Origin of the sequence: Pseudomonas sp. zfem005 (assembly GCF_032621735.1) — a bacterium.
In the GTDB taxonomy this organism is placed as follows: Bacteria; Pseudomonadota; Gammaproteobacteria; order Pseudomonadales; family Pseudomonadaceae; genus Metapseudomonas; species Metapseudomonas solani.
Window position 1 is genome coordinate 381,090 of record NZ_JAVYJE010000005.1, and the last position, 12,218, is coordinate 393,307.

12 protein-coding genes and 1 pseudogene are annotated in these 12,218 nt (G+C 67.9%); 4 read left to right on the forward strand and 9 right to left on the reverse strand.

Features of this window, described 5'->3' with window-relative positions:
• Window positions 1-18: 18 nt before the first annotated feature.
• From RTW82_RS13975 to RTW82_RS13995, 5 genes are all read right to left on the reverse strand, one after another.
• Complete coding sequence (locus tag RTW82_RS13975; protein ID WP_316925438.1) at window positions 19-2,418, reverse strand: fimbria/pilus outer membrane usher protein; 2,400 nt, start codon at window positions 2,416-2,418, stop codon at window positions 19-21.
• A gap of 25 nt (window positions 2,419-2,443) precedes the next feature.
• The gene (locus RTW82_RS13980; protein WP_410478797.1) at window positions 2,444-3,232 is read right to left on the reverse strand and encodes a molecular chaperone; all 789 of its coding nucleotides are present in this window, start codon (window positions 3,230-3,232) and stop codon (window positions 2,444-2,446) included.
• Window positions 3,233-3,245: 13 nt separating this feature from the next.
• Window positions 3,246-3,794 carry a spore coat U domain-containing protein gene (locus tag RTW82_RS13985; RefSeq protein WP_021218832.1) on the reverse strand — a complete coding sequence of 183 codons (549 nt, stop codon included), beginning with the start codon at window positions 3,792-3,794 and terminating at the stop codon, window positions 3,246-3,248.
• The gene (locus tag RTW82_RS13990; protein WP_265170474.1) at window positions 3,794-4,321 is read right to left on the reverse strand and encodes a spore coat U domain-containing protein; all 528 of its coding nucleotides are present in this window, start codon (window positions 4,319-4,321) and stop codon (window positions 3,794-3,796) included. The genes RTW82_RS13985 and RTW82_RS13990 overlap by 1 nt, the downstream gene beginning before the upstream one ends.
• 73 nt (window positions 4,322-4,394) lie before the next feature.
• Window positions 4,395-4,847: a spore coat U domain-containing protein gene (locus RTW82_RS13995; protein WP_316925439.1), complete on the reverse strand. Its 453-nt coding sequence runs from the start codon at window positions 4,845-4,847 to the stop codon at window positions 4,395-4,397.
• Between the two features lie 848 nt (window positions 4,848-5,695).
• Here RTW82_RS13995 and RTW82_RS14000 point away from each other — a divergent pair.
• Window positions 5,696-6,178, forward strand: coding sequence for a Bro-N domain-containing protein (locus RTW82_RS14000; RefSeq protein ID WP_021218835.1), 483 nt, complete (start codon window positions 5,696-5,698; stop codon window positions 6,176-6,178).
• A gap of 333 nt (window positions 6,179-6,511) precedes the next feature.
• On the opposite strand, the gene tesB is transcribed toward RTW82_RS14000, so the two are convergent.
• The 3 genes and pseudogenes from tesB to RTW82_RS14015 form a co-directional block, all read right to left on the reverse strand.
• Entirely contained in the window at window positions 6,512-7,381 is an 870-nt protein-coding gene (gene tesB, locus RTW82_RS14005) for an acyl-CoA thioesterase II (RefSeq protein ID WP_316925440.1), read from the reverse strand.
• Between the two features lie 52 nt (window positions 7,382-7,433).
• A pseudogene (locus RTW82_RS14010) lies at window positions 7,434-7,580 on the reverse strand (hypothetical protein); the annotation flags it as partial.
• A gap of 51 nt (window positions 7,581-7,631) precedes the next feature.
• A complete protein-coding gene (locus RTW82_RS14015; protein WP_316925441.1) occupies window positions 7,632-8,183 on the reverse strand; it encodes a GNAT family N-acetyltransferase in 552 nt (183 codons plus the stop codon).
• Window positions 8,184-8,275: 92 nt separating this feature from the next.
• Here RTW82_RS14015 and RTW82_RS14020 point away from each other — a divergent pair, with 92 nt between their 5' ends.
• From RTW82_RS14020 to RTW82_RS14030, 3 genes are all read left to right on the forward strand, one after another.
• Window positions 8,276-9,196, forward strand: coding sequence for a histone deacetylase (locus RTW82_RS14020; protein ID WP_316925442.1), 921 nt, complete (start codon window positions 8,276-8,278; stop codon window positions 9,194-9,196).
• Window positions 9,197-9,452: 256 nt separating this feature from the next.
• Complete coding sequence (locus tag RTW82_RS14025; RefSeq protein WP_316925443.1) at window positions 9,453-9,974, forward strand: NINE protein; 522 nt, start codon at window positions 9,453-9,455, stop codon at window positions 9,972-9,974.
• Between the two features lie 89 nt (window positions 9,975-10,063).
• Complete coding sequence (locus RTW82_RS14030; protein ID WP_316925444.1) at window positions 10,064-11,287, forward strand: TIGR03862 family flavoprotein; 1,224 nt, start codon at window positions 10,064-10,066, stop codon at window positions 11,285-11,287.
• A 3-nt stretch (window positions 11,288-11,290) separates the two neighbouring features.
• Here the strand turns inward: RTW82_RS14030 and RTW82_RS14035 are convergent, their stop codons facing one another.
• Window positions 11,291-12,190 carry a LysR substrate-binding domain-containing protein gene (locus RTW82_RS14035; protein ID WP_316925445.1) on the reverse strand — a complete coding sequence of 300 codons (900 nt, stop codon included), beginning with the start codon at window positions 12,188-12,190 and terminating at the stop codon, window positions 11,291-11,293.
• Window positions 12,191-12,218 lie beyond the last annotated feature (28 nt).

The window sequence follows — 12,218 nt, forward strand, 5'->3', positions numbered from 1 at the left end:
GTTCCTCGTTCGTGCAGGTCAGCGACAGGTCAGCGGGCCGATCTGCGCCAGTTCCTCGTCCAGGCTCTTCAGCTCCACCGTCACCGCACAGTGGCTGCCGTTGGGCAGCTCCACGCGCAACGCGTTACGCAGCTCCAGCCCCTCGAAATACACCAGCCCGTCCCAGCCCACATAGGCCTCCAGGTCGCGCCCCTCGACCCGGGCGATGGCGCCGCGCGGCAGCACCTCGCCACGCACGTCGATCAGCAGGATGCTCGCCGCCACCACCCGCGCCATGGGGAACTCCAGCAGGGCGCCGCTGCCTTGGTGCACGGCAATCTCCTGGGAGACATCCGGGATACGCACGTTGCCCGGCAGGCCCAGGGGGTCGATCTCGTAATTGGCGCGGTAGTAGGACGGCACCCAGGGCACCAGCAGGTGACCGCGGCTGTCGGTGTAGCCCAGCAGCTGGTGCTCGAAGTTCACCGGCACGTCGGCGAAGCCCGAGGTGCTGACCAGCACGAAGGCGTCGTTGATGCGGTTGCTGGGGAACACCCCGCCGTCCATCCACACCAGCGAGCCGCTGATATCGCCCCACTGGGTGCGCTCGCCATCGTTGTCGTACACGCCCAGCTGCATCTGCGTATAAGGCGTGCGCCAGGTGACGTCGGCCTGCGTGTAGCGGCCGCCACCGGCGGCATAGCTGAGGTTGTAGCCGACGCCGCCCTGGCTCGGTGCGGTGCGCCCGTAGTTGACCCGCTCGCGGTACTTGCCGTTGGTGTCGCGCTCGACGCTGGCGCTGAAGGTGGAGAGCATGTCGAACGGCATGATCAGCTGCACCAGCGCCGAGTAGCCCGAGGTGCCCAACTCGCGGTTCATCGACACATACAGGCTGCTGTTGGCCCACAGGCTGCGCGACCAGGAGAAGTTCAGCACGCGGGTGCGCTCGCCGCTGCGGGTCTCGCTGGCGAAGTAGCCGATGCCGAGGCTGCCGATCTCCTCCGGGCTCACCGAGAAGGTCACCTGGTCGGTGCGCCGCGCCAGGCCCAGTTCCTCGCGGCCCAGCTCCAGGGCGCTCACCTGGCTGACGTCGACGAAGCCCGAGCTGCGCTGCACACGCTGGAAGGCGAAGCCGAACAGCGGCGAGTAATAGCTGTAGCCGAGGCTGGCCTGATGGCCGCGCAGGCCCTCATAGGTGCTCTGGGAAAACGAAGTGCCGAGGGTGCCCCAGTTGCCCAGGCCGAAGGTGCCGCCGAGCCCGCCCAGGCGCAGTTCCTCGCCCAGCTCGGCGTGGCTCTCCAGGGTGAAGGCGTCGCTGATGCCGTAGCGGAAGGTGCCGCTGCTCACCGTGCTGCCATAGGCGAAGCTCTTCACGCCGTAGTCTTCGCGCAGCTTGCCCACACCCAGGGAGTAGTCGTACAGGCCCTTCTGCAACAGCGTGTTGGTCACGTAGAAGGGCACGTCGGTGGACACCTGGCGCCCCAGTGCGTCGGTGGTCACCACCGTGGCGGTGCCCGCGCCGCTGATGTAGGGCACGTTGCTCACGGTGAAGGGGCCGGGCTGCAGGTCGTCGCTGCTGACCCGCGCATTGTTGATGAACAGGTCCACCGTGCTCGGCACCGCGGCATCGCCGCTGAAGCGCGGCAGGGGGTAGGTGACCAGGTCCGGGCGCAGGCCGAAGTTACGCGACACCTGCACGCCGCCCACCCGCACCGCGCTGTTCCAGGTCAGCGCCCCGGTGACCAGGTCGCCCACCTGCAAGGTGCGCAGGCTCTCCTGGTCGTTGAGGGTCCACAGGGTGTCGTAGCGCACGTAGCCGTCCCCCTCGCCCTCGCTGTCGCCGAAGCTCTTGCGGTACACGCCCGTATTGCCCAGGGTGCCGCGGCTGCCGAACAGGCGCTGCTCCAGCCAGGTGCTGGCGTAGCGCTGCCCGGCATCGCTGTCGGTGTAGTAGAGGTCGTAGTTGAACAGCGCGCCGAAGTCGGCGCGGGCCGGGGTGCGCGCGTACACGCTGGTGTCGCCCACCTCCTGGCGCGGCAGCCATTCGCTGGGCAGCGTCAGCTTCAGGCGTTGTAGTTCCTGGTCGTATTCGCTGCCCAGGCCTTCGATGGCATCCAGCGCCTGGGGCCCGCTGGCGCCCTCGGGCAGGCGCACCCCAGCGCCGCGCAGGTCCTCGGACTCGACCCAATAGCGGCCATCACGGACGATCACCAGCACCACCTTGTCGGTGGGCATCTCGTTGACCACCAGCTCCAGGTAGAGGGTGTATTCCCCCGGCACCGCGCCCGAGTCGGCGGGCGCAGCAGCGGCGTCGGCGGGCGGTGGGTTGGGCTCGGCCGCCCAGGGCGCCCCGCCCAGCAGCAGGACGAGCAGCAGCCCGCCCCACAGGCGCCATGCCCATGCCGTTGTGTTGCGCCCGTTGCCCCCAATACGCGCCATCCTTCGGCAGTCGCCCGGCCGCTGTTCAATGGGCCGGTATCGGCTGAGGCTCGGCCTGCTCGTTGATCCGCGCCTCCAGCACGAAATTGCCGCTCGGCGCCCGCTCCGGCAGTTGCCAGCGCATCTGCGCCCCAGGCAGCACGTAGCCCAGCAGGCCGTCGGCGATCAGTGTGCTGGCGCCCCCCTGGCGCACCGACACCTTGGACAGGCGGGCATGGGCCGGCCCCTGGTTGCTCAGGAACAGGTAGCGCCTGCCTCCTTCCTGGCGCACTTGGTAGCTGAGCCTGGGCTGCAGGATCTGCACCCCCTCGCGGGGCTTGGCGCCGCTCACCGGCTCCGGCCCCGCGCCACCGCCGAACACGAACAGCGGCACCGAATAGCGCATCTGGAATTTCACCCCCAGCTGCGGGTCCACCTGGGCATCCGGGCGCAGCATCTCGTCCACCAGCACCCGGTAGGCCTGTTCGGTGCCGGCCGGCGCCGGCTGGGTGGCGATCAGGCGGATCATCTGTCGCTTGCCCGGGGCGATGGTCACCACCGGCGGGCTGCCGATGATGGTGCGCTGGGCGTCGAGCTGGTCGTCGAAGTTGCCCTGGCGCCAGGTCATCACCCGCACCTGCAGGTCGACGGGTTGCTGGCCACGGTTCTCCAGCCACAGCGCGGCGGCCTTCTGTTCGGCCTCGATGGTCGGGTTGATCGGCCAGATCAGCACCGAGCTCGCCGCCATGGCCGTGTTCGCCGCCGTCAGGCCCAGCCCCAGCAAGGCGGCGATGACGCCGGTGCGCAGGCCATGTCCTAGGGCGGTTCGGTGCATGGGCTTCCCCTTCTCAATAGGTCACGGTGACGGTCACCGTGTCGTTGTAGATCCCGGCGCTGGGCATGGTCGCCACCGCGAACAGCCGCGCATACACCGGGTAGGACTGGGTGCCGCTGGTGGCGCTGTAGGTCAGGCTCATGGCCGTGGCGCCGTTGCTGCCATCCCCCCACACGGCGCTGTAGCCGGCGTCCTTGTAAAGCTGGTAACGCAGGGTCTCGGCGCCCTTGATCATGTAGCGGCCGCCGGTGACGCTGGCGGTGTTGAGCCCGGCGTTGAGGGCGATGCTCAGCGAGGTGCCGGGTGTGCACTGCAACTGGATGGAGCCGTTGCCCACCGTGCTGACCCGCGTCACGTCGCTGGGCAGGGTGCTGACCTGGCCGAAGTTGATGCTGCCGTAGGTGGTCACGTCGCTGCTGCCGCTGCCCAGGATGCAGCCGGCGGTCACCGCCGCCTTGATCTCGAACAGCTGGGTGATCTGCAGCTCGTTGAGGCCCGTGTCGGCGAAGCAGCCCAGGCCCGGCAGCAGGGCCAGGCTGGCGACCAGGGGCCGGCGCAACATCACCAGCTCACCGTCACGGTGACGGTGTCGGTGTAGGTGCCCGACAGCGGCGCGGCCTGCACCGGCACGCGGCCGTACACCGGCAGCAGTTGGTCCTGGCCGTTGCCGGTGCCGGTGACGCCGATGCTGTTGTCCCACACGGTTGCGTAGGTGGCGGAGGTGTAGAGGTTGTAGCTGACCTGGGCCGCCGAGGGCCCGGTCATGCGGCGGGCATTGACGTTGCCGCTGCCGCCGGCGCTGATCAGTACGCGATAGGGGGTGCTGGTCAGGCAGTTGACCCGCAGTGCACCGGCTCCCGCCGTGCCGACCACGGTGACCTGCGCGGCGAGGTTGAAGTGGGTGCCAAAATCCAGGGTGCCGAACTGGCCGAGGGTCGCCGGTACCGTGCTGCCGGCGCTGCAGGCCGGCAGGACTTCAGCGGCTATTCCGATGGTGGCGCTCTTGCTGGCGGCATGGATCGACGGACAGACCGTCGTCGAAACCATCAGCACCAGCCACATCCACTTGCTGTCGCAATGGCAGACCATGGCGGTTCCTGGCTGTGAGTCTTACTTCCGTGTCGCAGTGGTCATTGCCGGGCGCCGGGCCCGGTCACAACGCTTACCAGGTGATGGTCACCTGGACGGTATCGGTGTAGGTGCCGGTGGCGGGTGTCGTCTGCGGCGGTACGCGGCCATACACCACCAGCTCCTGGTTGGCGCCGGTGCCGGTGGCGGCCAGGGCCGTGCCGCCGTTGCTGCCGTTGCCCCAGAGCGTGGTGCGCGCCGCCTCCTTATAGAGGTTGTAGGCGATCACATCGGTGGCGCCGGCACTCATGTTGCGCTGGTTGCCGGTGGCATGCAGGCCCGAATCCAGCGCCACCGAATAGTTGGTGCCGGTGGTGCAGGTCACGCCGAACGAACTGCCCGCCGAAGCCCCCACGGACTGGGCCTCGATGATGCTGTTCAGGCTGGGATAGGTGCCGAAGGCGATGCTGCCGAACGTGTTCGCGCTGCCGTTGTTGCTGCCGTTGTTCACGGTGCAGCCGGCGCCGATCACGAGTTGTATACCCAACTGCCCCTGGACCGTCCCCGCGGCCTCCAGAGACGACGACAGAGGCAGAAGCACCAGGGACGAAATCAAAAACTGAGCGCGGTTCATTATGAAAACTCCTACAACACCCAAGACTCCACGAGCACTTGCGTACCAATGAATGGGACCGTAGTAGAAATTCGGCGGCGTTCAAAAAGCTGAAGGTGCCAGCACGCTGGCGCAACGTGCCATCACAGGGCCTACAGGGCTTCAAACCTATGTATTGGCGCGGCTTTCAGGGCCTTGTAGGAAATAAGAGGAAGAATAAATAGCGTTTTACTTACGAAATAAAGAGCAAATAGCCAGTATGCGTTTTTAAACGCATTAGCACTGTTCGGACGGGTTTAAATTGCGATTGGCAATAAAGACTTGAGCGGATTCTCCTACAGCAAATCGCCTAATAACATCGACTCGTTGGAAATATTTCACTCAGGGTCTTACAGCGGGATAAACAAATGACGGGGAGTGGACTGCAGGCCGATCCCTACATGACAACTGCATTGCCGTCCTACAAAGCCGCTGGGTAGCTTCTCGCCCCGTCATGGCCTTGGTCATGACCGGGAGTAGAGCCCCGTACTTGCTGGTGCAGCACACACGCCATAGCAGCCCCACGAGCCTGAAAATCGTCGGGCTGGCAGTCTATGGCGGACTGTGCGAGGTGGGTGCAAACCCTCCGGTTCACGCACAAGCAGACCGGGCTCTACCCTCGCACGGTCCGCCACCCTTCCAATCGGTGGCGGCTCCACGTCCAGCACAGGAGTTCTGGAACATGCGAGCCATCCAGTCGCAACAGCGCATCACCTGCCGCCCCTCCACCCCGGAGGTGCGCCATGACTGACTACCGCATCGCCACGCGCTTCATCCGCTACCGCCGCCCCCTCAACGTCGTGCTGATCGACGGCCTGCCCTGGTTCTGCTGCCGCGACCTCGCCCGCCTCACCAACAGCCGCCTGGACATGCGCCTCACCGCCAAGCTCGACGCCGACCAGTGGCGCCAGGAAACCCTGCGCCACGAGGCCGGGCAATTCACCGACGAGCTGCTGGTGAACGAAAGCGGCCTGCACAGCCTGCTGCTGGTGAACTTCTACCACCCGGAAAACCGCAGCTTGCGCCAGTGGATCACCCAGGAAGTGCTCCCCGCCCTCCTCGACGGCCAACGCACGCCCGACCACCAGCCCCGTCGCCGCCTGCTGAAATGGCAGGGCCACCACCAGGTCAACCTCATGGAATGGCAAGGCCAATGGTGGATCCGCTACGAAGACATGCCCCGCGTCCTCGGCCAGAGCGAGGCATTGAAGCAGCAGTTGTCCTGAGGCCGGCCGTGGGGACGCCTGGGGATACCGAGGTGATGGGTTTCGCACGGCTCTACCCATCCTACGAAGCACCTGCAAGGCACACGTAGGATGGGTAGAGCGCAGCGAAACCCATGCGGTGCAAAACTCGCCCAGGGTGCAGGCCGGGAACACCGATTGGTGGATGAAAAGAGCGTCATCCACCCTACGCGAGCCCGCTCGCCGTGCGGCACCGGGGCATTTCGGGGTGGACATCGCTTTTTATGTCCACCAGCGGAGTCGGGCGCTACGCCATGGCCCACCCGGCGGAGCGCTTCGCGAGCAGAGCTCGCTCCTACGGGCCGGCGCGGGGAGTTACTTCCAGTCTTCGCGCACGCGGGTCAGGCCTTCCTGGGCCACCGAGGCCACCAGCTGGCCGGCGCGGTTGAAGATGCTGCCGCGGGAGAAGCCGCGGGCGTTGCCGGACCAGGGGCTGTCCATGGAGTACAGCAGCCAGTCGTCCGCGCGCAGGTCGCGGTGGAACCACAGCGAGTGGTCGAGGCTGGCCACCTGCATGAACTTCTGCCACACCGAAACCCCGTGGGGCAGCATGGCGGTGGTCAGCAGGCCGAAGTCCGAGGCATAGGCCAACACGTATTTGTGCAGGGCGCGGATGTCCGGGAGGTTGCCGTCGGCGCGGAACCAGACGTACTTGATCGGCTCGCCGGGCTTGGGGTCGTAGGGGTTGTTGGCGGTGACCGGGCGGATTTCGATGGGCTTGTCGCAGAGGAACTTGTCGCGCATGCGCTCGGAAATCAGGTGGGCGTTCTGCCGGGTGATCTCCAGCTCCGAGGGCAGGTTCTCCGGCCCGGGCACCTGGGGCATGGTGATCTGGTGCTCGAAGCCGTTTTCATCGGCCTGGAACGAGGCGCTGCAGGTGAAGATCGGCTGGCCCTTCTGGATCGCCGTCACCCGCCGGGTGCTGAAGCTGCCGCCGTCGCGCACCCGGTCCACGGTGTAGACCACCGGCAGGGTGGCGTCGCCCGGGCGCAGGAAGTAGCCGTGCATGGAGTGCACGTGGCGCTCCTCTTCCATCGTCTGGCTGGCCGCCGACAGCGACTGCCCGAGCACCTGGCCGCCGAACAGCTGGCGGAAGCCCAGGTCCTGGCTGGTGCCACGGAAGAGGTTCTCCTCGATGGATTCGAGGCTCAGCAAGGCGACCAGATCATCCAGCACCTGGGTCATGTGGGGTATCTCCTCTGCAAGGCGGCTGCCCCGTTCAGGGTCGGGGTCGAGTTCATTCAGGATAGGCCGGTGCCGTCGTCAGGCGCTCATCCCAGCGGGCGCGGCCAAGGGTGAAATGGTAAAGACTTTGCCAGCGGCTGTCGGCAAGTCCGAGCAATTCGTGCACCGCATCGTCGAAATAACAGCCGATGCCGACTCCACCGCTCGCCGGGCGATGCCTGATCCGCGTGGTGCGCATGGGCCTCATCGCTCATGGCCGCTCCAGCCAATCCTGGCGGTGGATGCGGTAGAGGATGTGGCGGCGCAGCGGGTGACCGACTGCCACCTTCGGGTGCTCGAAGTCGCCGGCTTCGTCACGGGTCATGCCGATGCGCTCCATCACCGCGCTGGAGGCCCTGTTGGCCGGCACGGTGAAGGCCACCACCTGGGCCAGCTGCAGGGTGTCGAAGGCGCAGGCCAGGGCCGCGCGCGCCGCCTCGCTGGCGTAGCCCTGGCCCCAGTGGGCACGGGCCAGGCGCCAGCCGATCTCGGTGGCGGGGGTGAAGGGCGCTTCGAAGCCGACCTTGCCCAGCCCGGTGAAGCCGATGAACTCGCCGTTGTCCTTGCGCTCCAGGGCCCAGAGGCCGAAGCCGTGCTCGGCGGCGTGGGCGCGCTGGATCAGCGCGGCAGCCTCCTCGCGGCTCTGGGTGCCGGGGAAGTAGCGCATCACCTCGGGGTCGGCGCAGAGCGCGGCGAAGGGATCGAGGTCGTCGTCGCGCCAGGCGCGCAGCAACAGGCGCGGGGTCTGCAGTTCGAGGGGCATTGCCGGTTCCTCCAAGGGTGACGGTGCTTACGAGATGGACAGCCGCCGCGTTACTCTCTGCGACCCGGCCGACGAAAAAACAGCTCCGCATTATGCCTTTGCCGCTGGTCTACCACGACGACTACAGCCCGCCCTTCCCCGACGGGCACCGCTTCCCCATGGAGAAGTTCCGCCTGCTGCGCGACCACCTGGTGGACAGCGGGCTGGTCCGCGACGAGCAGCTGCTGCGCCCCGAGCTGTGCCCGGCGGAGGTCCTCGCCCTCGCCCACTGCCCCGACTACATCGCCCGCTACCTGCAGGGCGAGCTGGCCCACGAGGACCAGCGCCGCCTCGGCCTGCCCTGGAGCGAGGCCCTGGCCCGGCGCACCATCCGCGCGGTGGGCGGCTCGGTGCTGGCCGCCGAACTGGCCCTGGAGCACGGCCTCGCCTGCCACCTGGCCGGCGGCACCCACCACGCCCACTACGACTTCCCGGCGGGCTTCTGCATCTTCAACGACCTGGCGGTGATCAGCCGCTACCTGCTGGCGGCCGGCCGGGTCGGGCGCGTGCTGATCTTCGACTGCGACGTGCACCAGGGCGACGGCACGGCGCGCATCCTCGCCGACACGCCCGACGCCATCACCGTCTCCCTGCACTGCGAGAAGAACTTCCCCGCACGCAAGGCCGAGAGCGACTGGGACATCCCCCTGCCGATGGGCATGGGCGATGGGGACTATCTCAAGGTGGTGGACGACGCGCTGAACTACCTGCTGCCGCTCTACCAGCCCGACCTGGTGCTCTACGACGCCGGCGTCGACGTGCACAAGGACGACGCCCTGGGCTACCTGCAACTCACCGATGCCGGCGTCGCCGCCCGCGACGAAGCGGTGATGCGCCACTGCCTGGGCCGCGACATCCCCGTGGTCGGCGTCATCGGCGGCGGCTACAGCAAGGACCGCGCAGCCCTCGCCCGCCGCCACGGCATCCTCCACCACAGCGCCGCCCGCGTCTGGCACAGCATGGGCCTCGTCTGAACCTGGAACCGGCACAGAGTGACTGTTGTGTAGGCGCAGGGTGCGCGTAAGGTGGGCCGGGCGGCGTTCCGCTTCGGCCGACCGAATACACCTAACTCCAACACCCCAATCGCAACTCGCTCCTAACCTCCTCCTTACAACACCGCCGCTCCCCCATAGCACAATCCACGCGGCCTTCACCTAGTCATGACCACCTGCTGACAGTCATTTCCAGCCACTGTTAGAGTCGCCGCTTTTCCCCTCACAAGGATCCCCCATGGAAGTCCATGCCTACCAGGCACCCAGCGCCAACCTCGAAGCGGAAAGCGTGTTCTGCCGCAACTGCGGGGCCGCCATCGCGCCCACCGCGCAGGCCTGCCCGCGCTGCCACGCTGACCAGAACCTGAACTCCAAGAGCAAGATCACCGCCGGCGTGCTCGCGTTCTTCTTCGGCGGCCTCGGCTTCCATCGTTTCTACCTGGGCCAGTGGTGGGGGCTGTTCTACCTGCTGTTCTGGGTCACCGGCATCCCCAGCCTGATCTCGCTGATCGAGACCATCGTGTTCTTCTGCACCAGCGACCAGACCTGGAACGCCAAGTACGGCCGCACCAAGGGCAGCGCCTGGCTGATCGGCCTGGCGGGCGGCGTCGCGCTGCTGTTCGTGATCGGCATCCTGGCCGCCATCGCCATCCCCGCCTACCAGCAATACGTGGAGCGGGCCAAGGCCGCCCAGGCCCGTGTCGAGCAGCAGCACTCGCAACAACCGCAGGCCGAGCCGCAACTGCGCCAGCAGCAGTGAGCCCGCCGGGCGCCGCCCCGTGCGGCGCCCATGCCCGCTGGCGAGGCCTGCGCTAGAATGCGCGCCAGCCCAACCTCGCCAAGCCCGCCATGACCCAGAATCCCCTCCCCGTCGCCATCATCGGTGGCGGCCCCGCCGGCCTGATGGCCGCCGAAACCCTGGCGCTCGCCGGCGTGCGGGTCGACCTCTACGACGCCATGCCCTCGGTGGGCCGCAAGTTCCTCCTGGCCGGTGTCGGCGGGATGAACATCACCCATTCCGAGCCCAGCGACGCCTTCCTCTCCCGCTATGCCGAACGCCGCGACGATGTGGCCGCGCTGCTGCACGGCTTCGGCGCCGAAGAGCTGCGCGCGTGGATCCACGGCCTGGGCATCGACACCTTCGTCGGCACCTCGGGCCGTGTCTTCCCCACCGACATGAAGGCCGCGCCGCTGCTGCGCGCCTGGCTCAAGCGCCTGCGCGAAGCGGGCGTGGCCATCCACACCCGCCACCGCTGGCTGGGCTGGGACGCACAGGGCGACCTGCGCATCGCCACGGCGGAGGGCGAGCGCAGCATCGAGGCCCGCGCCACCCTGCTCGCCCTGGGTGGCGGCAGCTGGGCGCGCCTGGGCTCGGACGGCACCTGGGTGCCGCTGCTGGAAGGCCGTGGCGTCGCCATCGCCCCGCTGCAACCGGCCAACTGCGGCTTCGAGGTGGAAGGCTGGAGCCCACTGCTGAAGGACAAGTTCGCCGGTGCGCCGCTGAAGACCGTGGCCCTGCGCCTGGACGACGAGCCGCCACGCCCGGGCGAATTCGTGCTCACCGCCGGCGGCATCGAGGGCAGCCTGGTCTATGCGCTGTCGGCACGCATCCGCCAGCGCATCGCCCGCGACGGCAGCGCCACGGTGCACCTGGACCTGCTGCCCAACCACCCGCTGGAGAAGGTCATCAAGGCCCTGTCCAAGCCCCGCGGCGCGCGCTCCATGGCCAAGCATCTGCACAGCCAGCTGGGTATCGACGGGGTCAAGGCCGGGCTGCTGCGCGAGCTCACCCCGGCCGAGGTGTTCACCGACCCGGCGCGCCTGGCCGCCGCCATCAAGGCATTGCCCATCACCCTGGTGCGCCCGCGCCCGCTGGACGAAGCCATCAGCTCCGCCGGCGGCGTGCCCTTCGAAGCCCTCGACGCCAACCTGATGCTCAAGGCCCTGCCCGGCCTGTTCTGCGCCGGCGAGATGCTCGACTGGGAAGCCCCCACCGGCGGCTACCTGCTCACCGCCTGCTTCGCCAGCGGCCGACGCGCGGGGCTGGGCATGCTGGAGTGGCTGGCCCGCTAGACGTCAGGCCGGCAACGGCCGCTCGGTGGCGCTCTGTTCGCGCAGGGTTTCAAGGAAGCGCTGCAGCACCGCCGAGTCATCCCCCGCCCGGTAGATGGCGTACAGCGGCACCTCCGGCAGGGGCGGCTGCAGGCGGCGGAACACCACCCCGGCCGGCGCCAGCTGCTCCAGCGAAGCCGGGAGCAGCGCCACGCCGAACCCCGCCTGGACCAGCCCGAGCAGCGTCTGCACCTCGATCACCTGCTGCAGGATCAGCGGGCTGAAGCCCACCTGTACGCAGCACTGCACGAGGAAATTGGCGAAGCTCGACTGGTTCAGCTCCAGGGTCACGAAGAACTCCCCCGCCAGGTCGACGGGCGCCAAGGTCGCGCGCTGGGCCAACGGGTGCTCCGCCGGCAGCACCGCGCGCAGGGGTTCGTAGAGCAGCAGCTCGTTGCGCAGGCCGGGGTCGTCATGGCCGACGCGGAACACGCAGACGTCGATGCGGTGCTCCTTCAGCGCCACCAGCTGCGCCGCCGGGGTCATCTCGTGCAGGCGCCAGCGCACGTCCGGGTAGCGGGTGCGGAAGCGGTGCAACGCCTTGGGCAGCACGCCGACCATCACCGAGCTGATCATGCCGATCTCCAGCTCGCCCAGTTGGCCACGGGCGGTCTGGCGGGTGAGGTCGAGCGCGCGGTTCAACTGCTCGAACACCAGCGGCACCTGCTGCTTGAGGGTGCGGCCGGCCTCGGTCAACTCCACCCGGTGGTGGCTGCGCTCGAACAGGCGGGTGCCCAGGGATTCCTCCAGCAGGCGTATCTGCTGGCTCAGGGGCGGTTGCGACATGTGCAGCCGGGTGGCCGCACGGCCGAAGTGCAGTTCATCGGCGAGCACCGAGAAATAGCGCAGCAGTCGTAGGTCCATGCAGCCTCCGCAAGCCGTTCAATCCACT